A 25,656-nucleotide genomic window follows, 5' to 3' on the forward strand; every position below is an offset into this window, starting at 1 on the left:
GCTATCACCTTGTTTCCTCCGTTCAGCCTGCAATCTGCTTATGAAAAGTAAGGTATTACAGCTATGGCTGGCTGTGCTGAGTGCGTGCTTATCTAGCAATGCATCGGCTCAGCTAATCAGTCAAAAAATGGTCTATCGATCCCAGACGACGGATTCTCTGCCCGCCCGAACGCTGAATCAGGTGACGGTGAAAGGAAATCGGACGACGGTTGTGGAATCGCTGCCTACTATACGGGGTACGTATTTGATGAGTGGGAAGAAAAGCGAAGTGATACGTCTGGCGGAAATCGATGCGAACGTTGCCGAAAAAACTCCCCGGCAACTCTTTGCCCGGATTCCCGGCGTGTTTGTCTACGACATGGATGGTACAGGAAATCAGATCAACATGGCTACGCGAGGGCTAGACCCGCACCGGTCCTGGGAAAATAACATTCGCCAGAATGGGGTTATCACCAACTCGGATATGTACGGCTACCCGGCCAGTCACTACTCGCCCCCAATGGAGAGCATCAACCGCATTGAACTCGTTCGCGGAACGGCGTCGCTTCAGTACGGGGCGCAGTTTGGCGGTATGCTCAATTACGTAACCAAAGGAGCCGATACCACGCGCCGGTTTGGTTTTGAAACAATCAATTCGGTTGGTTCATTCGGGATGCGGAGTTCCTATTCGGCAATTGGGGGCCAGGTGGGTAAATGGACGTATTACGCCTATTATTACCGGCGGCATTCGGATGGATATCGGCAGAACAGTCAGTCCAATGCCGAAGCCCAGTTTGGACGCCTGCAGTTTCAGGCAAGTCGAAAGGTGAGCCTGACCGCCGAGTTTGGCCGGTCGACGTACACATACCAGATTCCCGGCCCATTGACCGATGTCATGTTTGCCCAGGACCCGCGCCAGTCGACACGAAGCCGTAACTACTTCAACCCGGATATTTATATCCCGTCGCTTAAGGCCGATTGGACACTCTCGGACCATACACGATTGTCGTGGACGGTTTCAGCGGTGCTGGGTGCCCGAAACAGTGTTCAGCTCGATGCCTTTGCGACCGTTCCTGATACCATTAGTCGGGTGACGGGTCTGTACAAAGCCCGGCAGGTTGACGTCGATCACTTCAATAGCTATACGTCCGAACTTCGGCTGTTGCATCAGTATACCATTGGCAGTGTCCGGTCGGCGCTGGCGGCTGGCGTGCAGCTGATGAACAACGATCTGCATCGTCAGCAGTTGGGTGTTGGTACGACCGGCACTGATTTCGACCTCACACTGACCAATCCGTTCAGACGTGACCTGCATTACCGAACCCGGAATATGGCGGCCTTCGTTGAAAATCAGATCAACCTGACCAACCGGTTAACCATTTCGCCGGGACTGCGGCTGGAACACGGCAAAACGGAAATGCGGGGTACTATCGCGTATTACATGCCGGAGAATCTGCCAACAGACATCAGTCACCACTTTGTGCTGCTGGGCGTTAACGGCGAATACCGCGTCAATGATGCCGTGAAAGTATACGGAGGCTGGTCGCAGGCGTATCGTCCAGTTGTTTTCAAAGACATCATTCCCACGTCGGTCTACGAGCGTATCGATAAAAATCTGAAAGATGCTTACGGTTACAATGCAGAGATCGGCATCGATGGTCGATGGCAGGGTGTACACCTGAACGTCACGGTCTTCGATCTGCTATATCGGAACCGGCTGGGCACCCTGTTGCTGGCCAATACCGACGGGTCGAATTACATCTTCCGCACCAATATCGGTGACAGCCGGAGCACGGGTATCGAAGCGCTCATTGAAGGACAGCTTACGCAGCTAGGAAAGGTGCTGATCAGCGGCTTTACGTCGACAGCGTTCAACAACGCCCGCTACCTCAACGGTCGGGTAGCGGCCGGAACGGAAAACCGGACGGTGAAGGGAAATCAGGTCGAGTCGGCACCACGGTGGACCAGCCGCAACGGACTAACGGCCCGCTATGGAACCGCCAGTGTAACGCTGCAATACAGCTACGTCGGCCAAACCTTCTCCGACGCGCTCAATACGCCGGTTCCATCGGCCAATGGCGCCGTGGGACCGGTGCCCGCCTACAGCCTGTGGGACTTGAATGGTACCTGGCACATCAACCGCCAACTCACCATGCGGGGCAGTGTCAACAACCTGCTGAACAAGGAATACTTTACCAAACGCCCAACCTTTTACCCCGGACCAGGCGTGTGGTCGTCGGACGGTCGAAGCGCAGTACTAACTGTTGGGTTGACGATTTGAGGAGGTAATAACTCCCGAAACAATAGAAGCTCCATCGTATCAAAAAAACGAATCAATGAAATCAACTTTAAAATGCCTGATCGTTGCCGCGCTACTAACGCCTTTTGCGGCTCAGGCGCAGATGCCGCAGGACGCGATTTACATGAACAAACGGCAAATCTGCGTGGCCGGCATGTATGGCTACAGCTCCTGGAACCAGTATTGGGAGGGAAGCCTGAAGCGCGAGAACCTGAATATCGGTACGCACACCACCCAGAGCTTTATGCTCATGCCCGTCATTGGCATTAGTAAGCGGGTTAATGTCATTCTGAGTCTGCCGTACGTCTGGACGAGTACCAGTGCGGGTAACCTGATGGGGCAGCGGGGTATTCAGGATGCGTCGGCCTGGCTGAAGGTGAAAGCCGTTCAGGTCGGTGGGTTTTCGGTCAATGCCGTTGTGGGCGGGTCGGTCCCATTGGGCAATTACGTGCCGAGCTTCCTACCGATGTCCATTGGTTTGCAGTGTCGAACTGTAACCGGGCGGTTGCTGCTCAATTATCGGGAGCGCAAAACCGGTCTGTACATAACGGCGCATGGCAGCTATGGCTGGCGCGGTAATACGCGTATCGACCAGGACGCCTACCAGGCCAATGATCGGGTGTACAACACTAACGAAGTACAGGTGCCTAATACCTACGATGCGGCCGTTCGGCTGGGGATATTGCGGAAGGGCATTCAGACGGAGTTCTGGGCTGAGCGTACGGCATGTCTCAACGGCGACAACATTCGCCGGAACGACATGCCGTTTCCAACCAACAACATGCAGGCCACATCGGTGGGCTGGTATGCCAAAGTGCAGCCGCACAACATCGGGGTTAACGCCCGCATCGGGTACGTGGTCGACGGGATGAATGTAGGCCAAAGTACTAGCTATATGCTGGGCCTGTTGTATCAAATCAATTTCAAGAAATAATCAGAAGCCGTAGCATTATGAAAAAATATAGTCAGTTACTCTTGATCAGTTGCGTGATGGTTGGGGTATCGTCCGCCATTATTTCCTGCGATAAAAGCATTACCGAACCATTACGAGTAGGGTATACTCCCGCCAGTGTCGATGAGAAGGCTGGTACCTGGAAAACGTACGTGCTCACTGCCCCCACCGACGTAACCGTGGCTACGCCATCGGCCGTTACCTCGGCGGAGTACCTGGCCGAAGTGGCCGATCTTAAGTCGCAGTCGGCGAGTTTAACGACGGCGCAGCAGGAAGCGGTCGTGTACTGGGGTGCCGGAGCGGTGTATCGCTGGGGTGAAATTGCCCGCGAACTGGCCGCCAAGTATAACGTGCCACCAGCTTCCACACCCGACGGTAAATATCCCGTGCCCGATGCCGCCAATCCACTGGCCGACCCCAGGTTCCCGTTCGCTAACCCGCCCTATACGGCACGGGCGTTTGCCTACCTGAGCGTAGCTCAGTACGATGCCCTGGTAGCGACCTGGAACTATAAATACAAGTTCAAGCGGTCGGCTCCTTCAAAAGCGGATGCTTCTGTACGGGTTGCGCTGCCGGCTTCGGCTTTACCCTCATATCCGTCGGAGGATGCGGTGGTAGCGGCTGCTTCCTACACGGTATTGAAAGCGATGTTTCCCGGCGAAGTGCCGTTTCTGGATGCCAAGCTGGCCGAACACCGCAACAGCCGCCTGTGGGCCGGTATGAACGTCATAAGCGACCTGAACGCCGGTGTCGATCTGGGAAGTCAGGTAGCTGCGAAGGTGATGGCCCGCGCCAAAACGGATGGCATGAGTACCGCCAATAACCAGACGCTGACGGCCGGTATGATCGAAGCTGCCAAAGGCCGGGGGTTGACTGAAGTGTGGGTAAGTCAGGAAACCCCTGCTCGTCCGCCCATGTTGCCGAACTACGGTGCGGTCATGAACTGGAACTTCGATGCCGCTACGAAAGTGAAACTACGTCCCGGTCCGCCACCCGCCATCGGAAGCCCGGAGTTTACCACGGCGCTGGACGAGCTGAAAGCCATCAATAAAAACCAGACCCGCGAACAGGCCCGGATTGCTAACTATTGGGCCGATGGCGCGGGTACGTATACGCCCCCCGGCCACTGGATGCGGGCGGCTGCCAATGCGGCCAATGATGCGAAATATAGCGAGGTACGCATGGCCCGGACACTCGCGCTGGTGGCTACGGCGCTGATGGATGCGGGCGTTTGCTGCTGGGATACCAAATCGTATTATTACTATCCACGTCCGCAGCAGTTCGGACTGAAAACGTCGGTTGGCTTACCCAACTTTCCATCCTATACCTCAGGGCACTCCACCTTCTCGGCGGCAGCGGCTGTGGTGTTGGGCAGCATCTTCCCCGACCAGGCCGACGATTTCTGGAAGAAAGCGCAGGAGGCTTCTGACTCGCGGATATATGGACTGATCCACTACCGTTTCGATTGCACTACAGGGTTAACGTGTGGCAAAAACATCGGGTCTTACGCCGTAGCGCGGGGTAAAGCCGACGGGTCAGGTTTGTAGAACAGAATCAATAACGCACCCTATGCCACATATACCGCTGCCTGAACAACTTCCCGGCATTACGGGATTGCTCGAAAATCGGCTGGATACGGCTCAGCCCATTCGCGAACTCACGCAACTTTTGCTACGGGGAGAATCGACCCTGTCGCAGGGGGAGCGTGAGCTGATTGCCGCGCTGGTGTCGTCGCGAAACTGCACCAACTTCTGCGAAGCGGCCCATACCAAAGCCGCCGACCTACTTTTGGGCGACGATGTAACGGCCCGTGCCGTGAAACAGGACATCGAAACGGCACCCGTCAGCGAGAAGATGAAAGCCCTGCTTCAGATTGCGGCATTCACCCAACAAAGTGGGAAAGCTGTAACGCCCGAAGCCGTTGCCCGCGCTCGTGAGGCCGGTGCCACCGACCGCGAGATTCATGATACGGTGCTGATAACCGCACTGTTCTCGTTGTATAACAAGTATGTGGATGGGCTGGCAACAGTAGCCCCGGCCGATCCCGCATACTACCAGATGCTTGGTGAGCGGATCACCAGCCGGGGCTATGTTCGGCCACCGGGCGGGTATCCAGTACAAACCCACTAACTGATTTGTAAGCAGTTTTCTGGTTGGTCAGCTTTACAAACCCACCAACCAGCGAACCTCAAAAAAACGACTCACGCATTTACTGGCCTTTTTTCACCGACCAAAAACTACCCGTTTTTGGTCGGTCTACCCCCTCATTTGCTTTTTTTCTCAAATAGCTATGAAAATAAGAGTATTAATTGCCTTGCTGGCAATGCTATATATAGTTCCAGAAACCGCTTGGGCACAGTCGCGTCGGGTGTTTGGTACGGTGCGCGATGCCGACAATAACCAGCCAATGGCAGGTGCCAGTGTGGTTATTAAAGGTCAGCAGATAGGCACCGTTGCCGATGCCGCCGGCCACTTTTCGCTGACGACCAGTCAACGAGGGGGTGTAACACTAAAAATCTCGATGGTTGGCTACCAAAGCCGGACAGTTGCTGTGGCCGATGGGGATCAGGCTGTTTCGGTGGGTCTTCAAGTAGCCACGAATGCCTTGCAGGATGTGGTTGTGGCGGCATCGCGGGTGGAGGAGAGTTTGTTGCTTGCTCCCGTAACGGTTGAGAAAATGGACGCACGAGCCATTCGCGAAACGCCTTCGGCTACATTTTACGAAGGCATCAACAACCTGAAAGGGGTCGATATGGTTACCAGTGGCCTGACCTATAAGCAGATTAACACGCGCGGTTTTGCCAGCACGGGAAACAGCCGGTTTCTTCAACTTATCGACGGAGTCGACAATCAACCGGCCGGGTTTGGCTTTTCGGTTGGAAATATGTTTGGGTTGAGCGATCTGGATGCCGAGAGCGTTGAGTTGGTTCCGGGGGCCGCTTCGGCTTTATATGGACCGGCTGCGTTCAACGGGGCACTGCTCATGACCAGCAAAAATCCGTTTACGTACCAGGGATTGAGCGTACAGACAAAAGTTGGGGTAAACCACATCAACGATCCCAACACAGGGGCGGCTATTTTTCAGGATTACGGCCTGCGTTATGCCAAAGCCTTTAATAACCGACTGGCAGTAAAACTGGTGGCGTCGTATATGAAAGGTCTCGACTGGTTTGCTACCGATTATACGGATGTTGATGCCACCACATCGCCCGAAAAACGGGGGCTCAGTAACCCGGCTTACAACGGGCTGAATGTCTATGGCGACGAGGTGAACCGCACCATCACGGGCATTGGCAAAGTAGCCCGCACGGGTTATCTGGAAAAAGATCTGACCGACTACAACGTCTACAGCCTGAAACTGAACGGGGCAGTTCATTATCGCATTACGCCTAAGCTGGAGGCTATTTACTCGTTCAATTACGCGAAAGGAACGGCTAATTATACGGGCAGTAATCGATTTTCGGTAAACGGCTTTTCACTGCTTCAGCACCGGATTGAACTGCGGGGAGCCAATTTTATGGTGCGCGGCTACACGAACCAGGAAGATTCGCACGACTCGTACAACACGCGTTCGCTGGGCCAGCAGATTGGCCGGACGTGGGTGCGCGACCTCAACGGAAATGTGGTGGCCCCGAACGTGGCAGACCAGACCTGGTTCGACCGTTATACGGCTGCCTATCAGGGGAAAATTCAGGGCGTAACAGGTAGCGACAATGCCAGTGCCCGTTCGTTTGCCGATCAGGGTCGTTTGCTGCCCGGTTCTGCCGAATATGAACAGCAAAAGGCGCGGCTCATCGGTATTCAGGGACTGGCTGGAGCAGGTATTCTGAGCCAGACGAACATGTACCATGCCGATGCGCAGTATAACTTCACTCCGGCGCTAAAAGCGGCCGGGTTATCGGGTACGGATTTGCTGGTTGGCGGTAATTTCCGGCAGTTCAGCCTGTTTACCAACGGAACCCTGTTCGACGATAAAGGTGGACGGATTCTGTACAGCGAGGTTGGTGCATTTGCCCAATTGAGCAAGTCGTTACTGGCCGATAAGCTGAAACTGACCGTATCGGGTCGGTACGATAAGAACCAGAACTTCGCGGGGTACTTTACGCCCCGTGCGTCGGCGGTATTCTCACCCAGCGACCGGCATCACTTCCGGGCTTCGTTTCAGACGGGCTACCGAAATCCAACTCCCAGCGACCAGTTTATCAAACTCAACGTTGGCCCTATCACCATTCTGGGCGGTGCGCCGAGTAACAGCGCGGGCATGAAGGTATACGAAAACTCATTCAACTCAACCAGTATTGGCGGCTTCGTAAACGGGTTTATGGGTGAAGTCAACAGTGTTGGTCCCCAGCAGGCGGTGCTGAACAACAAAAACAAGCTGATCAAGTCGAATGTGCCGTACATCGCCCCCGAGCGAGTACAGAGTTTCGAGCTTGGCTACCGAGCCTTGCTGACGAGTCGGCTGTCGCTCGACGCGAATTATTACTTCGGTGCGTACCGTAATTTTATTCTGAACACGGTGGTCATTCGGCCCAACAGTCCTGTACTGGCGGCTGATGGCAGCATCAACCCCGCAGCTGCCCAAGATATTCTAAATTCGGCCTATCAGGCGTTTCAACTCTATACCAACGCGCCTGACCGCGTAACGGCGCAAGGAGCCACACTTGGGCTGAACTACGCCAGCGCCAGCGGCTATACCCTAACGGGCAATGGCACCTGGTCGGCTTTCAACCTGCAAAATGCTGATCCGAACAATATTCCGGCTTTCAACACCCCCCGATATAAAACCAATGTGACGGTTGGGCATCGGAATATCGTGCGGAATGTAGGGTTCAATGTGGCTTGGCACTGGCAGGATGCATTCGACTGGGTAGGCTCGTTCAATGACCTGCGCCCCGGCGGTATTCAGGCCTATCATCTAATCGATGCACAGGTCACGCTCAAACTGCCAACCTATAAGACGTTACTCAAAATAGGCGCGTCGAACCTGACTAACCAGTACATCGTGCAGGCTTATGGTTCACCGGCTGTGGGTGGTTTGTATTACCTGTCGCTGACGTTCGATCAGGGTATGTTGCGGTAGATATTATCAGTACTAAAAACGAACATATGGAAACGGTTCAAATTTCTGTTAATCAGCAACAACACATAAAATTGCCCTGGGGTAGTTTCGCTCTTTGTCTGGTCGCTTATTTGTTCGGGGGAACGGCCAGTACACTCATGGCTACGTATTTGCCAATAGCCTTGCCGGAACTCCTCGGTCGATCTGCTTCATCGGAGCAGGTCGGGGAAGTAGGTGCCTGGGTGAGTGCCGCTTTTTTATATGGATGGATGACGGGCGGGCTGCTCTTTGGCCCACTCGCCGACCGGTTGGGGCGTGTACGGGGATTGGCGCTGGCAACGGGGTTATGCGGTGGCGCTATGCTGGCAACGGTATTCGTGCCCAACGAATACCTGCTGTTTCTGTTCCGAGCCTTAACGGGTGCGGGTGTGGGGGGGATTTTGCTGATCTCGACCGTCTATTTATCGGAGGTCTGGCCCGTAACTTCACGGGCAATTGCGTTGGGCGTGCTGGCCACCGCTTTCCCGGTGGGTATTGTGGCGACGGGTGGCCTGGTGAGCGGATTCAGTGACTGGCGACTGGCTTTTTGTATCGGTATACTGCCACTTACGGTCGGATTTCTGGTGTGGGTATTTCTACCCGAATCAGCTCTCTGGCAACAGGGGCGAAGCGAATTGTCCCAAAACAAACCCAATCTGTTCAGTGCCGAAAATAAGCCCAACCTGATTAGCGGGGCCATTATTTTTGGCTCCGTCCTGATTGGTCTTTGGGGTATTTTCTCGTGGATACCAACCTGGGTGCAGTCACTTTTGCCCCCAGGCCAGACCGGCCAGGCCGAACGCGGCATTACCATGATGCTTCTGGGAATGGGCGGCATTGTGGGCGGTGTGGCATCGGGCTTTCTGGTAGCTCGCCTTGGTCCACGGCCCACGCTGCTCCTGACCTTTACCGGTTGTATATTGGCCTGTGGATTGCTCTTTCTTACTAACCATGTGTTCTCGACGGTCGTATATGTCGAAGTCGCTCTGTTGTCTTTGTTCTTCGGAATTAGCCAGGGGTCGCTGTCGAGCTACGTACCTACGTTATTTTCGCCTTTCATACGGGCAACGGCAACGGGTTTCTGTTTTAACATCGGGCGACTGTTTACGGCTACGGCTGTGCTTTTCGTGGGTAGCCTGACCACGGCTTTGGGTGGTATTGGGAATGCACTGGTTGTATTCTCTGCCGCCTTCCTGATCGCCTTTGGTGCTATCTGGATACGTGAGTAATATTCGGTTTCGCTCTTTCACTTTTTCATTCTATCGCTCCGCTTCGGCGGTCCGATTTAACATATGCCACATATTCCACTTCCAGACGGCGTTCCGGGCATTCGGAGCCTTGTCATTTACCGACCCGATACGGGTCAGCATCTGTATGCGCTGGCGCAGGCCCTGTTACGGGCCGGATCACCCGACAGCACCCTGGCCAATGCCGAACGCGAGCTGATTGCGGCCTTCGTGTCGAAACAGAACCAGACCGATTTCTGCATGATGAGCCACGCTGCGGCATCCCGTTACCTCTACGCCGACCAGCGTGATCTTGTCGATCAAACTCTGGCCGATACTGAAACGTCGCCAATTTCAGCCAAGCTAAAAGCCTTGCTGATCATTGCCGATCACGTTCGGGCGGATGCACGTACCGTTTCCGAGGAACTGGTTGCAGCAGCCCGGGCAGAAGGTGCCACCGACGGCGATATTCATGACACAGTACTAATTGCGGCTTCCTTCTGCATGTACAATCGATACGTGGATGGACTCGCTACCCTGACCCCCACCGACCCGGCTGCGTATGACGCCATGGGCGAGCGGATGGGGACAATGGGCTATCAATTACCAACACCGCAGGCCAGCCCTGCTACGCATTTATCATAGGTATAGTAATTAGTCCCCAGCCACAAAGTGGCTGGGGTACTTTTGTACACACGCTTTCCGCTATCTATCCACAAGGACATACTCAATTGACAGATAACCCATACAATGCCACATATCGAACTACCCGCCGGATTGCCCGGCATTCGCGGACCCATGGCGTTTAGTCCTGAAACCGCCCGCCCACTCAATGACCTGGTCAATGTGCTACTGCGATCAAACGCCCACCGGTTTGAATCGGGCCTGAGTGAAGGCGAGCGAGAATTGATTGCTACCTATGTATCGTCGCTGAATGACTGCTTTTTTTGCCAGACGATACACGGCGCGGTGGCCAGCCAGCACCTCGGCGATGACGACTGGTCGCTGGTCAACTCCGTCAAATGTGATTATCAGCAAGCCGCTATCTCGTCGAAAATGAAGGCGTTATTAACTATTGCCGGAAGCGTTCAGCAGGGAGGTAAAGCGGTGACTCCGGCGCAGGTCGAAGCGGCCCGCGCCGAGGGGGCTACCGATCACGACGTCCACGATACAGTATTGATTGCCGCTGCTTTCTGTATGTTCAATCGCTATGTCGATGGTCTGGCCACCTGGGCACCCGAAGACCCTGCTCTGTATAAATACCGGGCGCAGAAAGTGGCCGAGTACGGCTACACCCACGAAGACCATTACATGCCGACCGCCGGGTCGCCAACTTAACCTTGCCGATGAAGCGTTCCCTGTTGTTTTTTCTGGTGTTTATTTTCCTGCTGATCGCCCTTGAGGTGTTGAGCGTCTATTTTATCATGCCGTTCCCCGGTAGCCAGCTTGGTCTCGGCGAATCCGACTCGGGCCACACGTCATTGGGCCGGGTTGAACTCGCCTACTGGCTACACCGGAATATTGGCTGGTTACGTGTCGTTGGGTGGTTGCTGCTGATCTACCCGACGTTTCTGGTGTTTACAAAACCCCGGCGGACGTGGCACCGCTATATGGCGGGTGGTCTGGTAGCGCTTTATGGCGTTGTGTTCTATGAAGTGAATCAGGAGATGATGGCCGATCAGATGTTTAAGCAACCTATCAATAAGCGGGTCGTTTCCATGAGTGAGAACAAAATTCCGCTCAATAAACTGGTGCTGGGGTTCACCGCTATTGGACAGGCAACGGCCTACCCGATTCAACTCATTGGCTACCATCATCAGGTACGCGACACGGTGGGCGGCCAGCCGGTTATGATCACGTATTGTACCGTTTGCCGGACAGGGCGCGTATTCAGCCCGATCATCAAAGGTCGGCCCGATGAGTTTAGGCTGGTGGGTATGGATCATTTCAACGCCATGTTCGAAGACAAACGGACGGGTTCCTGGTGGCGGCAAGCTACGGGCGAGGCTATTCTGGGGCCGTTAAAAGGAAACAGCCTGACTGAACTGGCAGGGCAGCACATGACTCTGGGCGAGTGGGCCGCCCAACACCCCAACACGCGCGTATTGCAGGCTGATTCAACCTTTGCCGACGAGTTTGCCGGCATGAAAAACTACGAAAAAGGCCTGTCGAAGGGGAAACTCACCCGGCGCGATTCGGCTTCGTGGCAACCTAAATCGTGGGTTATCGGTGTGGAGAAAGCCGGTTTTTCGAAGGCATACGACTGGAATAAACTGGTAGAAAAACGTACGCTGAGCGATGTAGTAGGGGGCGAACCCATACTGCTGACCATTGCGCCCGACAGTGTATCGTTCGGAGCCTGGAGTCGGCGGGTAGGGGCACAAACACTCACGTTTCACTATGCCAGCCGGCAACTCACCGATCAGGAAACAAAATCGGTCTGGACCTGGCGGGGGCATTGCGTGGCAGGTCCGCTGCGGGGAAAACGACTTGATGCCATGCCGAAAGCCTATCAGGAGTTCTGGCATTCGTGGCGCAGTTTCCATCCCGATACCAAGCGGGATGATGCAGATTGATGCAGAGAGCCGGGCCGAACGTCCGGCTCTCTGGTTATACCGCCCCTGACGAAGCTTTTCTAACTGATTTCTAGTGTACGGTTGACCACTTACGAGGAAAACCGTCGTTGATAGGATATGCTCCGTCTGAACGAGTACTTTTGTTCCACCTAAAATGGACGTATGCGATTCAAAATTTTTGCTACTGTACTGCTCGTTCTGCTGGTAATATCTTCGCAGGGGCAGGGGTTGATTGATGGATTTATGCGTGGTCAGCGAAAAGCGAGTCTGGCCGTATTTGGCTCCCAATCCACGTACGATACGTATTACGTCAACAAGACCGAAACGAAAAATCCGAACCTGGGCACGGTTACGACTGAAGCCCTGACTGTTGTGGGCACTTATGGCCTGGGTTACGACCTCGACCTGATTGTGGCCGCCCCTTATGTTCGTACACAGGCCAGTGCTGGCTATTTTTCGAAGCAGGAAGGTTTTCAGGATGTTACAGCTGCACTTCGCTGGGAGGCTTACGATTATAAACTAGGCCGGTCGAAACTCTCCTGGCAGTTTGCTGTTGGCTACTCCATGCCCATTCAGCCGTATGTCAACGATGCGCTAGTGGCTATCGGACGCGGGTCGAAGAACCTGGATGGCCGTACACTGCTTCATTTTAAAGCTCGTTCGTTTTTCCTGACCGGTCAACTGGGCTACATCCGAAACGGGCAGGTAACGCTCGACCATCCGGTCAATTATTACGATCCCGATCAGCTTAATCCGAACAGCAGCTCAAAAGTAAATGTCCCCGACGTAACTGAAATCATCGTTCGGGGGGGCTTCGTAACCAAATTCTGCAACATCGATGTATGGGGACAGCAACAGACACCGCATAACAGAGGCACAAATATTGGTACCGGCGTTCCCTTTCCAACCAATGCCATTGGCTTTAGGCGGGTAGGGGCCACGGCTTACCTTCGGCTACTCAAACAGTTTGGCCTGACCGCTGGATACAGCACCACCCTCGACGGGCGCAATACGGGCAAAAGCACCCAGATCAATGCCGGTTTAGTCATTGGTCATTGGACCGCGAATAATTAGGTTATTGGGTTGTACCTACAAGGTAAAGCCGAACGCGGCCCGTAGGTACAACCCAATAACCACCAACCACTCCCATCTATGAAAATTTCCTTTTCGTCAACACTTTTAATTGCTTTGTTCCTGTGTGTATCGGCCTGTAAGGAGCCGATTATCGACGAGGGTATTCTGCCGTTTATCACCCCAGGCTCCCCTGACGTCGACGGCGGGGCATGGAGCCCTATCGTACTGAAATCAGCCGCTGCCATTCCCGTACCTCCGCCAGACGCCGTTATGTCGGCTGCGTACCAGCAAGAGCTAACGGGAGTTAAAAATGGGGTGCTGAGTTCTACCCCGGAACAAAACACAGCGGTTAACTTTTGGGCTGCCGGGGGAGTGCTGCGCTGGAATCAGATCGCCCGGCAACTGGTGGCCAAATACAATAACCCGCCCGGCTACGATATTCTGACGGGTCAGCTTAACGACTCGCCTGCGGCCAATCCTATGGCCGGTCCGCCGTTTGCTGCACGGGTGTATGCCTTGTTGAGTGTAGCTCAGTACGATGCGCTGGTGGTTGCCTGGCGGGCCAAATACCAGTACAACCGGCCATCGCTGGAGCAGCAGGGCGTTATTGCCCGGATACCTGTGCTGGACGTGCCGTCGTACCCTTCGGAAGATGCGGCTATTGCGGAGGCTTCGTATCAGGTGCTGGCGTTTTTCTTTCCGAACGAAGTTGCCTGGCTCAAGGCAAGAGCCACCGAGCACAAACAGAGCCGTATCTGGGCCGGTGCCAATGTACCTACGGATCTGAAAGCGGGAGAAGATCTGGCAGCAGCCGTGACGGCCAATGTCCTTGACCGGGCCAAAATCGATCGGTTTAGTAGTGCACAGGACCCCACAAACAGCTGGCAAACCAAACTCGCTTCGGCACCTTACGATCGTAAGTGGACAAGTCTCGAACTGCCCGCCCGTACTCCGGTTCTGCCGCTAGCGGGACAGGTAAAGACCTGGTTCGACTCAACCGCAATTGCCCGGGCTATTCCCGGCCCACCCCCGGCGACTACCTCGACTGAGTTGCAGACCGCACTGGCCCAGGTCCGTGATCTTGCCAATGCCCGCACGCGTGAGCAGTGGCGCCTTGCCAGCTACTGGGATAATGGACCGGGAACCTACTCGCTGTCCGGGCTCTGGAATTTCCTGGCTGAAGACCTCGTCCGGCAAAACGGTCAGAATGAACTCCGGACAGCCCGAACATACGCCCTCCTGAACCGGGCCATCCAGGATGCCACAACGGCGGCCTGGCGCACGAAGTATACCTATTTTACGCCCCGCCCTGCGCAGTTGGACCCAACCATTAAAACGGCGACGGTTATCCCCAACACCCCCACCTACGTATCGGACCAGGCGGCAGCGTCGGCTTCGGCAGCTGCGGTACTGGCTCATCTTTTCCCCGATGAAGCCGCGAATCTGAACGCAAAAGCAACGGAAGCCGCTCTATCCGGGCTATACGCGGGTACGTATACCCGGTTCGATACGGAGGCCGGAATGGCTTTGGGTAATACAATCGGGCAGATGGCCGTTGCCAATGCAAAAGTTGATGGAGCCCGTTAGGAGTAGCCTAGGTCCACAGAGTTGAAGAACGAAAATGGTTGTCTACCCGTATGCGTCGTGCTTTTCCTTACTAGTATACTCGGCAGGAGCGTTCATATAATAAGCCGCAATTAGGCAAATATGGGTAGTATTCCTTAGCGCCTTTAAGCTACTATGTTCACGAAGCCTGCTTAATTTTGGGGCTCATTTTTGCTGTATATGCTTCTCCAACGATTTCTACAGTATTGGACCCTGCCTCGTTTATTGCGATTGTACATAGGTCTTTTCTGTTTTGCCGCCGTTAATCAATGTCTGTTTCTGCATCAGTACAACAATTACCTGATGTTTGCACGGCCTTTTCACAACCTTCTGCTGGATAAAAGTATATACGGCCTGCACCCGGATCTGTACGACGATAATTATAAATACAGCCCCACCTTCGCCTGGTTGATGGGTCCGTTCTATTACATGCCCGACTGGCTGGGAACGGTTCTCTGGAACTTGCTGAATACCGTAGTGCTACTGCTGGGCGTGTGGCTGTACCTTTCCAATGAAAAAGACCCGGCCCGGCAACGGCGGGTTGCGCTGCTCATTATTGTTCTGGAGGCACTTATTACGGCACAAAACCTACAGAGCAATAACCTCATCGTGGGATCTATGCTGCTTGGGCTATATTTTCTGCGGAACGAGCGGGTTTGGCAGGCTGCTTTTTTCTTTGTGCTGTGCGGCTTCATCAAATTTTACGGCATGGCAGCTGCGGGCTTCTTTTTGTTTTACCCCAAAAAGCCCCAGTTTATTCTAGCCATGATCGGCTGGATCGTGCTGCTGGGAATTGCGCCCGCAACCATCATTCCCTTTGATCATCTCATGGCCGAGTACCAGGAGTGGTTTCGGGTTATTGTGGTCAGTAAATTAGGCTTGCAGGTATCGACTATGGGTATTGCCGAGTCGTGGTTCGGTATGGCTAAAACGGACGCCAACTACCGGATTATCGAGATGATTGGTGCTACGCTGTTTCTGTTGCCGTTTCTGCGGTTCAGTCTTTGGACGAACGGCCTGTTTCAACGGCGGATGATTGCCTATTTCTTTCTCTTTATCATTGTGTTTAATAAAATGGCGGAGTCACCAACGTACGTGATGGCAGTAACGGGCGTGGCACTCTGGTGGCTTACGCTCTCCGACCCGACCCGGCTTGATAAAATTTTACTTGCTCTTGTAATCATCTTCACGTCTCTGTCGCCAACGGATATTTTTCCACAGGTAGTGCAGAAACAGTTTTTTCAGCCCTACAATATCAAAGCCGTGGGTTGTCTATTGGTGTGGGCGCGGTTGCAGTACCAACTCTGGACTCAGCCTAAAGAAGAAGATCTGCAATTACTGACTGCTCACTGACGCTCAGACAGCCTAGCAGTCCATCAATCAATGGGTTCAGCCGGTATGTGCGTTGGAGGCTGGTTTGCGGGCAATACCACATAAATGACGTAGAACCAGCTTTTTTTGTAACATTGCCCAGCCGTTTACGATTAATAAATCAAACGATTGAGTGATGAGTCTACCTAATTCTCTTGCTGGACAGCCAGACTTTGGCCAATCCCGCGTTGTTATCGAACGTGTAAGCCCCGAACTAGACGGTGGGCTATTTCCTATAAAAGCCATTCCTGGCGATGTGATCGCGGTTGAAGCTGACATTTTCGCGGATGGGCACGATTACCTGACGGCCCTTCTGCTGTATAAGCACGTCGACGATACCACCTGGACGGAACTGGCAATGGCTCCTTCCTGGAATGATCGCTGGGGGGCTTCGTTTATTGTTGAGAAACAGGGACGTTACCTATACACCTTTGAAGGGTGGGTTAATCATCCGGCTTCGTGGCAGCACGAAGTACACCTGAAAGTAGCCGACGGGCAGCGAATTACAAGCGAATTGCTGGCCGGAGCCAAATACATCGATGGCATGATTGAGCGGGCGGGTGGCCTGCCAGCAACCCTTCCGGCAAAAGGAAAAGGGAAAAAACAAGCCGGGCCGGTCGAAGAGTCGGCCGATGTGCGGGCCCTGCGCGAACTGGCCGCCCTGTTTCGCGATGAGAGCCGGTACGACGAAGCCGTGTCCGTTGCCGAAAGCGATCAGTTTACATTTTACGCAAACCGCTATCCCGAGCGCCAGTACCCAACACGCTACGCCCACGAACTCGGTGTTGAAGTTGATCGGGCGCGGGCGGGTTTCAGCACCTGGTATTGCCTGTTTCCACGGTCTGCTTCCCGCGATCTGGCCGGTGGTGTGCCCCTTCATGGCACGTTCAGGGATGTAGAGGCCCTGCTGCCGCGCATCTCGAACATGGGTTTCGATGTGCTGTACCTGCCGCCTATTCACCCCATAGGAACGGCGCACCGCAAGGGTAAAAATAACTCTGTTATCTGCCAGCCCGGCGAGCCGGGCGTTCCCTACGGTATTGGCGCTGAAGAAGGCGGTCACGATGCCATTCACGCCGAACTGGGCACGGTCGACGACTTCAAACACCTGATTGCTATCGCCAAAAATTACGGCATGGAAGTCGCTATGGACCTCGCCATTCAATGTTCGCCCGACCATCCGTGGGCGAAAGAACACCCCGAATGGTTTAAGAAACGACCTGATGGCACCATTCAGTACGCCGAAAATCCGCCCAAAAAATACCAGGATATTTACCCCGTTTACTTTGAGACGGAAGACTGGCAAAACCTCTGGGAAGAGTTAAAGCGTGTGTTGCTGGTGTGGTGTTCGTGGGGTGTGCGCATCATTCGGGTCGATAATCCGCACACGAAGCCATTCGTTTTCTGGGAATGGATTATCGCTGAGGTCAAGAAGGAGTTTCCGGATATGATTTTCCTGTCGGAAGCGTTTACGAAGCCGCGAGTCATGCAGGAGTTAGCCAAACGTGGGTTTGCACATTCATACACCTACTACACTTGGCGGAATACCAAAGCTGAGCTGGAGGAGTACATGACCGAACTAACGCAGGGCGAAATGAAGCATTATTTTCGTCCCAACTTCTGGCCAACAACGCACGACATTAACCCGTACAGCTTACAGTCGGGCCACGAGCCCCAGTTTCTGATTCGCTATTTTATGGCGGCTACGCTGTCGAGCAACTACGGTATTTATGGGCCGTCGTTTGAGTTGATGGAGCACATTCCGTTCCCGAACAAAGAAGAATACCTGAACTCCGAAAAGTACGAGATACGCCACTGGGACTGGGATAAGACAAACAAGCTAACGTATCTGATCACGCTCGTTAACCGTATCCGTCGCGAAAACGCGGCCCTGCAAACCACCAACAACATCACGTTCTGCTCCGTCAATGACGACGCTATTATGGCGTATCTGAAAGTGTCGGGTACAAATCGGCTACTGATTGTGGTCAACACCGATGCGTACCAACGTCGGGCGGGCATGGTACAGGTGCCTATCTGGCAACTGGGTATCGGGCCTGATCAGTCGTACAAAGTTCGTGATCTGCTCACCGAGGCTTACTACACCTGGAAGGGCGAATCCAACTACGTAGAACTCGATCCCTACGTACTGCCCATGCACCTATTTAAGATTGAGGTGTAGTTTTGTAGTCATGAAAGTTTTGTAGTCAGATAAGTGGCTGACGCGTCATAGGCTTGCGCCACTAACTTACCTGACTACAAAACTTCCAACGTGTTCTCGTACGAAAAAGTCGTTTCGTTGAGGTCTGTAGTACCCGTTACAGGGGCGGCATCGTCGGGGTCGGGAGTACAGGCTAGGGGGATATGCCCTTCGGTGGCTAACATGCCGGAGGTGGGGTCGAGGCCAATCCAGCCAGCACCAGGTATGAATACCTCAGCCCAGGCGTGCAAGGCCAGTGAGTTTTCTTTCGATGGGTCGTTCTGTTGGGTTTCTGTCGTAAAGACCTGTGCCAGATAGCCCGAAACGAAGCGGGCAGCCAGCCCAACATGCCGGAGCGCCTGCACGAGCAGCCAACCCGAATCGCGGCAGGAGCCAATAGCCAGCTCAAGCGTTTCGTCGGGCGTTTGTACGCCGGGCTCCATGCGAGTGGTATAGGCAATATCCTGAACTACTTTTTGATTAAGCTTTATCAGAAAATCGATCGTTCCCTGAGGGCTGCGGTCAATGCTCTGTAGCCACTGGCTAAACTGAGGGCCGGGTTCATTAACATCCAGGTATGGCAAAAGCCCCTTTTTGAGCTGTGCATCATAGCTAAACGGAAACGACTGGGCATAGGTATCCAGGAAAAAGTCGAATGGGTTTACTGGTTCCAGCCGGGCAATGATGTCGACATCAACCGACATCATGGACATCGACTCCCAAAAATCCACGCGGGCGACAAAATTTCCGAAAGGGTCCTGCTGCCAGTGAATAACATGATTAGCGGGTTGGATCGTCAGTGTATACGATTCGATGATGGCCGGGCTATGGGCCACGGGCCGGAGCCGAATCAGGTGGGGCGACAGAAAAACGACCCGGTCATAATCATATTGGGTATGGTGGTGAATGGCGACACGGACAGACATGGCTGATGATGAGGTGAATGCTTGCTACGCTATACTTTCTCGAAGACCAATCGGTAGTGCTCCATCGTTTCCCGCTGGAAGCACACCCGGTTCGGGCTTTTTCGGAACACGGCAATCAAATCCTGAAAGGGTTTGTTGGTCAATAATTTTGGTAGCAGCGAAGCATACAGCGCGTATTTGGTCAGGTTAAAGGCCCTGAATCGTTTACGCCACTGACCAATGGTTTCGATGTAGTCGAGCCGACCACTGCTTTGAGAAATGAGTTTAAACAGCGGTTGGGCATTCCGAATCACCTGCTCCGGTCCGTACGGAAGCCACGACCCCGGAAACTGGGCAATCATCAGCGCCAGCATGTACGAATCCGAATCCTTGGGAGCGTCGAGGCTGATTTCTTCGTAAGGGATCATGTTTTTCCCGAACACCATCGTCTGCATGTAAAACCGGCCCCCTACGGGTAGGAGTTCGTATAGGTTTTTGAAGAAGTCGGCGTATACTTTATCCTGATCACCGGCCAGATACTGCTCAATGGAACAGAAATGTTCCATTCCGCCAATGCAGCTAACCGCATCGAAGGTGCCGTAATCGGCGGGGGTAATTTGTCGACAATCTTTAATATCGACATCTAATCCGTTGGCCCGGCAGGCTTCGGCCTGGCCTTTGGAGAGCGTAACACCTTTACCGATCGCCCCCCGTTTTTTGGTAGCATAAGTTAGGTACGGTCCCCAGCCGCAACCCATATCCAGCACTTTGGAGCCGGGTTTCACATTAAGGCTATCCGCAATGAATTTGTGCTTCTGTTCCTGCGCCTGTTCAAGCGTCAGGGAGAAATCACCATTATACATGGCACCGCTGTAGTCGCCGGTCTCGCCCATACTCAGGCGGAAAACTTTGTCAATCGTTGTGTACGTGAAGTCAAGATCCTGCTGCGATGCCATGATAGGAAGAGTTAAGGGAAGTTACGTACGTATTGTTGAACCGGCACCTTCTACAGAAAGGGCACCGGTTCCTGTTGTGTTACCGCCACAGGCTGAGCGACCAACGGCCTGACGGGCTCGGTACGGCCTAATGTCCGTAACAGCCTGAAGTGCGACAAAAGCGCTGAGCCGAAGGTGCGGTTTTCGAGGTAAGGCAAGCCAAACTCGTGGGCGGTATCCTTTACAATTTTAGAAATAGCCGGGTAGTGTATGTGACAGACTTTCGGGAATAAATGGTGTTCGATCTGCCGGTTCAGGCCACCGCAGAAGAACGCAGCAGCTGCCGAATCGGGCGCAAAATTCGCCGTCGTACGCATCTGGTGAACGGCCCATGCCTCCTGTATGTCACCCCGCTCGTCGGGCATGGGGAAATCGGTCCCTTCTACCGCGTGCGCCAGTTGGAAAACAAGCCCCAATACCAGGCCTTCGGCAATGTGCATCATGATGAAGCCCACGGCCAGCTGCCACCAGGTCAGGTCAAGAACAAGAACGGGTAAAATCAGAAAGAAGAAATAATAAATGATCTTGGACGCAAACAGCTTCACATACTCCTGCCGGGGATGCGACGAATTATCGTGATGCCCGATCTGATTCTTGAAGAACTTTACGAAGTCTTTGCGAAATACCCACGACAGCGAAGCCAGTGCATACAGCGGAAAGGTATACCACTGCTGAAACCGGTGCCAGGGTTTAAGATCCTCCTGGGGGTCCAGCCGTACCAGTCCCGGAGCCAGTTCGATGTCTTCGTCGTGACCCGGTATGTTGGTGTACGTATGGTGAACGATGTTGTGCGTAATTTTCCAGATATAGGGGTTGGCACCCAGCAAGTAAAAACTGTTGCCCATGAGCCGGTTCACCCAGCCGCGCGACGAAAACGACCCGTGCAGACCATCGTGCGAGACATTGAAGCCAATAAAGGCGGCAAACATGCCCAGCACAATTGCCATGCCGAACATGGTCCATAACCCAAACTGGTTCGACAGGATAAGGCCGTAAAGGGTTGCGTAACCGATCAGGAAAAAGCTGGCTTTCCGCCACATAGCCGCATTGGCATTGGACGAAACACCGTTTTCGATAAAATAAGCGTCGACTCGTTTGCGGACTGTTGAAAAGAATTGTGAGCGGGTTCTGTCTTTGAATTTTAATGAAGCTGACATCAATGAATTAGTTAAGGGTTTGGCCGATCTCCTGTATCTGCCGTAAAATGGGCAGGGTTAATCGACCTCGTTCGGTGAGTCTGTATTCTACACGCGGTGGAATTTCGGCATAGGCTTCCCGACTCAGGATGCCCAGGGCAACCAGCGCTTTTAATTCACTGGCCAATATTTTCTGGCTGATTTCCGGCATTCTGTCGCTTAACTGACTATACCGAAGGGTTTCCTCGCCCAGGGTCAGGATAATATACAAACGCCATTTGCCGGATATGATAGCCAGCGAGTTGGTAATTGACAGTAGATCAGGCTTAAACGCCAACTCGGTTCGGGTACTTCCTGTCATTAGTGGTTAACAATTAGTTGAACCGAAACAAGGGATAACCCAGGTTGAGGCTGCCATGTAATGAGTTCTATTCTGACTACCCGGATCGATCGGCTAAACCTCGTCTCAACGGGTGAATAAATACTATAAAATGCGGATGAACTCAGATTTACCTTAAAAATGTTGAATAGATTTTTCTGAAAAGAGTGATGAGCACAGAAACCAGAACGAAGAGTATGTTACTTGAAGAGAGCGTTTGCTGAGTAGAAAGGCACTGAAAAGAAAAACAAGGATAAGAAGAAATCAGCAAACTATTGGCAAACGTACGTTACGAGACTATTAAATAAGCCAAAAAGTAGAAAATTGGAAACTTGCTTTCGTATAGGTAACTGTATTACGTCTGAGTAAGTTTCTTACTTATTTGAAATGATACATAATCATCCATAATTAAACTTTTTCAGGTGCTTAAATAAACAGCAAAGGCGATGTAATCATTAAAAGAACTACATCGCCTTTTATGGGTATAGATACGTATTCGGGAAGGGTCCGGACTTCTCTGAGCCGGATATACTGGTAAAATTATTTTGCCCGGATGGCGATTACGGGGTCAAGACGGGCGGCCGAGAACGCCGGAACGATACCCGAAATGATTCCGATGGCGCTCGAAACGCCCAGGCCAAGAGCAATGTTACTCGCCGAAAGAACCAGCTCCAGGCTACCTAAACTCATGAACGATAGCAAGTACACAAGAAAGATACCGGTCAGCCCACCAACGAGACTCAGCAGAACGGCCTCAAAGAGAAATTGAAACAGAATAACGTAGTTCTTGGCCCCCAGCGATTTCTGGATACCGATAATATTGGTGCGCTCTTTTACGCTGACGAACATAATGTTGGCAATTCCGAAACCACCAATCAGAATAGAAAAACCGCCGATTACCCATCCCGCTACTGTCAGAACCGAAAAAATTCCCCCAATTGCCTGAGCAGCCGCTTCGGGCCGATTGATGGCAAAATTGTCGTCCTGTACGGGTCGCAAACCGCGTCGTGTACGTAAGAGCCCCCGAATTTCGCTCTCCAGTTCGAGAAGTCCCTCATCGGTGTCGTACCCTTTGACGGTGATGGTGAGGTTAGGGTTGATGGAGTTGAACATCTTGGCAAAGGCACCATAAGGAATCAGACATTTGATATCGGGGTTGCCGCCTACGTTGAGCAGGCTTTCACCCTTCTTGCGTTGTACACCGATGACCGTAAAATTAAGGCCGCTGATCTTGAAGGTTTTGCCAACGGGGTCTTCGCCGGGGAACAGGTTTTCGGCTACGTCGGAGCCAATGATCGCTACGTTGCGGGATACATCAATTTCCTGCTGTGTAAAATAACGGCCGTTCTCAATCGGCACATCTGAGATTATGTTATAATCCAGCGTTGTTCCCTGAATCAGGGATGACATACTGTTATTCTCCCGCTTAACCGTGACGCGCCCTCTGAAACTCATAGCCACAACGGCCTTAGCATTTTCCAGTCGTTCACTCAGGAATTTATATTCAGAATACTTCGGCTCAGGCCGCTGAAAGAATTTCCACCATTGATACTCTCCGCCAAAAGACCAGGGCATCTTCTGCACGTAAACGACTTTATCGCCAATGAACGACAGGCTGGTACGGATGCTTCCTTCCAGCGAATCGACCAACGTGAAAACGGCGATGATTGCAAAAATACCAATGGTCACGCCCAGCAGCGAAAGCAGCGTACGCAGCAGATTCGACCGCAGTGCCTGCCATGCGAACCGAAAACTTTCAAAAGTCTGACGAAGGAACTTCACCTGATTTAAAGAGCGAAAGAGTGAAAGAGTGAACGGCCATTTCACCGAACGGATGTTTTGCCATTCTAACTCCAGCTATGAAAGTACGATAATGACGCTGCTTCCCCAAACCATTTTGGACAAGTATAAGCTTCGGGCGGATAAGTGGTGGATTTGGGTATCGTCGGGATAACGTTATTTTTGTAAATCAACACGATGCAACCGCAATAGAATCTCCATGAATATACGTCTCGTTCCTTATTACTACCTGCTCGGATTTACCCTGGTGGTCGCTTCCTGCAAGACACAGTCGACCACAACCACAACCGCCGATACGAAAGTTAAGCAAAGCCAGGGTGTGTACCAATACCGCGATGAGGACCCAACGGTAAAGCCGTTTTTCTCGGATCGGGTGGGTGTAATCGGGCGCAATGGCATGGTGGCATCGGCTCACCCGGAGGCTTCGCAGGTGGGACTGGCTATTTTGAAGGGGGGGGGTAATGCGGTTGATGCGGCCGTAGCCGTGCAGTTTGCGCTGGCGGTGGTGTATCCCGGTGCGGGAAATATTGGCGGGGGCGGCTTTATGGTGTATCGGGACAAGGCCGGGAAAGCCTACTCGCTCGATTACCGGGAAAAAGCCCCCGGACGGGCTACCCAGAATATGTACCTCGACTCGCTGGGCAATGTACGGCCGGGCTTGAGCATCAGCGGGCATCTGGCCAGTGGCGTACCCGGTTCGGTTGACGGGATGGTCGAAGCCCATAAGCGGTTTGGAAAGTTAACCTGGGCGCAGGTGTTACAGCCTGCCATCGACCTCGCCAGCAAAGGCTTTCCGCTTACGGAACGGGATGCCCTCGGGCTCAACCGGATTAAAACGGACCTGAACACGATTAATCCCGGCAAAGCGTATTTTCTAAAAAGTACCGCGCCAACCGATACTATATCTTGGCATAAGGGCGATTTGCTGATACAGGCCGATCTGGCCAAAACCCTCCAGCGCATTCAGGCGCAGGGGCGGGCGGGCTTTTACGAGGGCGAAACGGCTCGTCTGCTAGCCGAAGAAATGATAAGCGGCAAAGGCCTGATCACCGAAGAGGACCTGAAAAACTACCACTCCATCTGGCGCGATCCGATCCTGGCGGCCTACAAAAACTACAACGTTATTACCATGCCGCCTACCTCAAGTGGTGGCATCGCCCTGGTGCAGATGATGCGCTTTACGGAGCCCTACCCGCTGCGTAAATGGGGATGGAATCGGGACAGCACCGTGCAGGTCATGATCGAAGCCGAACGACGGGTCTATGCCGACCGGGCCAAGTTTCTGGGTGACCCCGATTTTGTGAAAGTTCCCGCTACACAACTGATGAGCCCTGAGTACCTGCGCACCCGCTGGACGGACTTCTCCTGGGCCAAAGCAACCGATAGCCGGGCGGTGCGTGGCGGTACCATTCCAGGTTACGAGAGTCTGGAAACCACTCACTTTTCGGTGGTCGACAAAGAAGGCAATGCCGTGAGTATTACCACCACGCTCAACGGTGGCTACGGTAGCCGGGTCGTGATTGGTGGTGCCGGCTTCTTCATGAATAACGAAATGGACGATTTCAGCATAAAGCCGGGGTCGCCAAACATGTACGGACTGATTGGCAACCAGGCAAATGCCATTGCGCCCCATAAGCGTATGCTTTCATCCATGACTCCCACCATTCTGGAGAAAGACGGCAAATTGTTCATGGTGGTAGGCACGCCCGGTGGGTCAACGATCATGACATCGGTATACCAGACGATTCTGAACGTTATTGAGCACGGCATGACCATGCAGCAGTCGGTCAATGCGCTGAAGTTTCACCACCAGTGGCTGCCCGACAAAACGATTTTCGAAAATGGGGCTTTTTCCAGCACTACTATCGAAGCGTTGAAAAGTCGTGGCTATAGTCTGGAACAACTCAGCAACACCCTTGGCCGTATGGACTGCGTGCTGGTGCGCCCCGACGGCTCCTACGAAGGCGCATCTGATCCCAGAGCGGATAATACGGCACGAGGCTACTGATTATTGCCGGAGACACGTTTCGCTAAACGTGCGTTAAGGGATTTCCTCAA

General features: G+C 53.2%; 19 protein-coding genes. 14 read left to right on the forward strand and 5 right to left on the reverse strand.

Translation table 11 applies throughout. The features are described from left to right. Positions 1-40 precede the first annotated feature (40 nt). The 13 genes from NT073_RS07395 to NT073_RS07455 all read left to right on the forward strand — a co-directional run bounded on the left by NT073_RS07395 (position 41) and on the right by NT073_RS07455 (position 18,365). Complete coding sequence (locus NT073_RS07395; protein WP_297371062.1) at positions 41-2,260, forward strand: TonB-dependent receptor; 2,220 nt, start codon at positions 41-43, stop codon at positions 2,258-2,260. A 55-nt stretch (positions 2,261-2,315) separates the two neighbouring features. After that, a complete protein-coding gene (locus NT073_RS07400; RefSeq protein WP_297371065.1) occupies positions 2,316-3,212 on the forward strand; it encodes a hypothetical protein in 897 nt (298 codons plus the stop codon). A 17-nt stretch (positions 3,213-3,229) separates the two neighbouring features. Next, positions 3,230-4,777, forward strand: a complete 1,548-nt coding sequence (locus tag NT073_RS07405) for a phosphatase PAP2 family protein (protein WP_297371068.1) — start codon at positions 3,230-3,232, stop codon at positions 4,775-4,777. A 22-nt stretch (positions 4,778-4,799) separates the two neighbouring features. Next, positions 4,800-5,360 (forward strand): carboxymuconolactone decarboxylase, encoded by a 561-nt coding sequence (locus NT073_RS07410; protein ID WP_297371071.1) that lies wholly within the window; start codon positions 4,800-4,802, stop codon positions 5,358-5,360. A 160-nt stretch (positions 5,361-5,520) separates the two neighbouring features. Then, positions 5,521-8,313, forward strand: a complete 2,793-nt coding sequence (locus tag NT073_RS07415; protein ID WP_297371074.1) for a TonB-dependent receptor — start codon at positions 5,521-5,523, stop codon at positions 8,311-8,313. 26 nt (positions 8,314-8,339) lie between these two features. After that, the gene (locus tag NT073_RS07420; protein ID WP_297371077.1) at positions 8,340-9,560 is read left to right on the forward strand and encodes an MFS transporter; all 1,221 of its coding nucleotides are present in this window, start codon (positions 8,340-8,342) and stop codon (positions 9,558-9,560) included. A 63-nt stretch (positions 9,561-9,623) separates the two neighbouring features. After that, on the forward strand, positions 9,624-10,202 hold the full coding sequence (locus tag NT073_RS07425; RefSeq protein WP_297371080.1) for a carboxymuconolactone decarboxylase: 579 nt from the start codon (positions 9,624-9,626) through the stop codon (positions 10,200-10,202). A 105-nt stretch (positions 10,203-10,307) separates the two neighbouring features. Then, the gene (locus tag NT073_RS07430) at positions 10,308-10,895 is read left to right on the forward strand and encodes a carboxymuconolactone decarboxylase family protein (protein WP_297371083.1); all 588 of its coding nucleotides are present in this window, start codon (positions 10,308-10,310) and stop codon (positions 10,893-10,895) included. Between the two features lie 8 nt (positions 10,896-10,903). Continuing rightward, positions 10,904-12,133, forward strand: coding sequence for a DUF3179 domain-containing (seleno)protein (locus NT073_RS07435; RefSeq protein WP_297371087.1), 1,230 nt, complete (start codon positions 10,904-10,906; stop codon positions 12,131-12,133). 162 nt (positions 12,134-12,295) lie between these two features. Continuing rightward, positions 12,296-13,207, forward strand: a complete 912-nt coding sequence (locus NT073_RS07440; protein WP_297371090.1) for a hypothetical protein — start codon at positions 12,296-12,298, stop codon at positions 13,205-13,207. A 78-nt stretch (positions 13,208-13,285) separates the two neighbouring features. Further along, the gene (locus NT073_RS07445) at positions 13,286-14,794 is read left to right on the forward strand and encodes a PA-phosphatase (RefSeq protein WP_297371093.1); all 1,509 of its coding nucleotides are present in this window, start codon (positions 13,286-13,288) and stop codon (positions 14,792-14,794) included. 198 nt (positions 14,795-14,992) lie between these two features. Further along, on the forward strand, positions 14,993-16,165 hold the full coding sequence (locus NT073_RS07450) for a glycosyltransferase family 87 protein (RefSeq protein ID WP_297371096.1): 1,173 nt from the start codon (positions 14,993-14,995) through the stop codon (positions 16,163-16,165). A 154-nt stretch (positions 16,166-16,319) separates the two neighbouring features. Continuing rightward, positions 16,320-18,365 carry an alpha-1,4-glucan--maltose-1-phosphate maltosyltransferase gene (locus tag NT073_RS07455; protein ID WP_297371100.1) on the forward strand — a complete coding sequence of 682 codons (2,046 nt, stop codon included), beginning with the start codon at positions 16,320-16,322 and terminating at the stop codon, positions 18,363-18,365. 74 nt (positions 18,366-18,439) lie between these two features. Here the strand turns inward: NT073_RS07455 and NT073_RS07460 are convergent, their stop codons facing one another. The 5 genes from NT073_RS07460 to NT073_RS07480 form a co-directional block, all read right to left on the reverse strand. Then, the gene (locus NT073_RS07460) at positions 18,440-19,309 is read right to left on the reverse strand and encodes a transglutaminase family protein (protein ID WP_297371104.1); all 870 of its coding nucleotides are present in this window, start codon (positions 19,307-19,309) and stop codon (positions 18,440-18,442) included. 29 nt (positions 19,310-19,338) lie between these two features. After that, positions 19,339-20,244, reverse strand: a complete 906-nt coding sequence (locus NT073_RS07465) for a class I SAM-dependent methyltransferase (protein WP_297371107.1) — start codon at positions 20,242-20,244, stop codon at positions 19,339-19,341. Positions 20,245-20,294: 50 nt separating this feature from the next. Further along, positions 20,295-21,440 (reverse strand): acyl-CoA desaturase, encoded by a 1,146-nt coding sequence (locus NT073_RS07470; protein ID WP_297371110.1) that lies wholly within the window; start codon positions 21,438-21,440, stop codon positions 20,295-20,297. Between the two features lie 7 nt (positions 21,441-21,447). Next, complete coding sequence (locus NT073_RS07475; protein ID WP_297371113.1) at positions 21,448-21,780, reverse strand: helix-turn-helix domain-containing protein; 333 nt, start codon at positions 21,778-21,780, stop codon at positions 21,448-21,450. 558 nt (positions 21,781-22,338) lie between these two features. Continuing rightward, positions 22,339-23,580, reverse strand: coding sequence for an ABC transporter permease (locus NT073_RS07480; protein WP_297371117.1), 1,242 nt, complete (start codon positions 23,578-23,580; stop codon positions 22,339-22,341). A gap of 217 nt (positions 23,581-23,797) precedes the next feature. Between NT073_RS07480 and ggt the strand changes: the two genes are divergently transcribed. After that, positions 23,798-25,606 (forward strand): gamma-glutamyltransferase, encoded by a 1,809-nt coding sequence (gene ggt, locus NT073_RS07485; RefSeq protein WP_297371121.1) that lies wholly within the window; start codon positions 23,798-23,800, stop codon positions 25,604-25,606. Positions 25,607-25,656: the final 50 nt, after the last annotated feature.

Origin of the sequence: Spirosoma sp. (assembly GCF_026391055.1) — a bacterium.
Classification (GTDB): Bacteria; Bacteroidota; Bacteroidia; order Cytophagales; family Spirosomataceae; genus Spirosoma.

Bases quoted from the DNA above. Each gene is read 5' to 3' on its own strand.
- NT073_RS07395 (WP_297371062.1), top strand. From the start codon at position 41: ATGAAAAGTAAGGTATTACAGCTATGGCTGGCTGTGCTGAGTGCGTGC.
- NT073_RS07400 (WP_297371065.1), top strand. From the start codon at position 2,316: ATGAAATCAACTTTAAAATGCCTGATCGTTGCCGCGCTACTAACGCCT.
- NT073_RS07405 (WP_297371068.1), top strand. From the start codon at position 3,230: ATGAAAAAATATAGTCAGTTACTCTTGATCAGTTGCGTGATGGTTGGG.
- NT073_RS07410 (WP_297371071.1), top strand. From the start codon at position 4,800: ATGCCACATATACCGCTGCCTGAACAACTTCCCGGCATTACGGGATTG.
- NT073_RS07415 (WP_297371074.1), top strand. From the start codon at position 5,521: ATGAAAATAAGAGTATTAATTGCCTTGCTGGCAATGCTATATATAGTT.
- NT073_RS07420 (WP_297371077.1), top strand. From the start codon at position 8,340: ATGGAAACGGTTCAAATTTCTGTTAATCAGCAACAACACATAAAATTG.
- NT073_RS07425 (WP_297371080.1), top strand. From the start codon at position 9,624: ATGCCACATATTCCACTTCCAGACGGCGTTCCGGGCATTCGGAGCCTT.
- NT073_RS07430 (WP_297371083.1), top strand. From the start codon at position 10,308: ATGCCACATATCGAACTACCCGCCGGATTGCCCGGCATTCGCGGACCC.
- NT073_RS07435 (WP_297371087.1), top strand. From the start codon at position 10,904: ATGAAGCGTTCCCTGTTGTTTTTTCTGGTGTTTATTTTCCTGCTGATC.
- NT073_RS07440 (WP_297371090.1), top strand. From the start codon at position 12,296: ATGCGATTCAAAATTTTTGCTACTGTACTGCTCGTTCTGCTGGTAATA.
- NT073_RS07445 (WP_297371093.1), top strand. From the start codon at position 13,286: ATGAAAATTTCCTTTTCGTCAACACTTTTAATTGCTTTGTTCCTGTGT.
- NT073_RS07450 (WP_297371096.1), top strand. From the start codon at position 14,993: ATGCTTCTCCAACGATTTCTACAGTATTGGACCCTGCCTCGTTTATTG.
- NT073_RS07455 (WP_297371100.1), top strand. From the start codon at position 16,320: ATGAGTCTACCTAATTCTCTTGCTGGACAGCCAGACTTTGGCCAATCC.
- NT073_RS07460 (WP_297371104.1), bottom strand. From the start codon at position 19,309: ATGTCTGTCCGTGTCGCCATTCACCACCATACCCAATATGATTATGAC.
- NT073_RS07465 (WP_297371107.1), bottom strand. From the start codon at position 20,244: ATGGCATCGCAGCAGGATCTTGACTTCACGTACACAACGATTGACAAA.
- NT073_RS07470 (WP_297371110.1), bottom strand. From the start codon at position 21,440: ATGTCAGCTTCATTAAAATTCAAAGACAGAACCCGCTCACAATTCTTT.
- NT073_RS07475 (WP_297371113.1), bottom strand. From the start codon at position 21,780: ATGACAGGAAGTACCCGAACCGAGTTGGCGTTTAAGCCTGATCTACTG.
- ggt (WP_297371121.1), top strand. From the start codon at position 23,798: ATGAATATACGTCTCGTTCCTTATTACTACCTGCTCGGATTTACCCTG.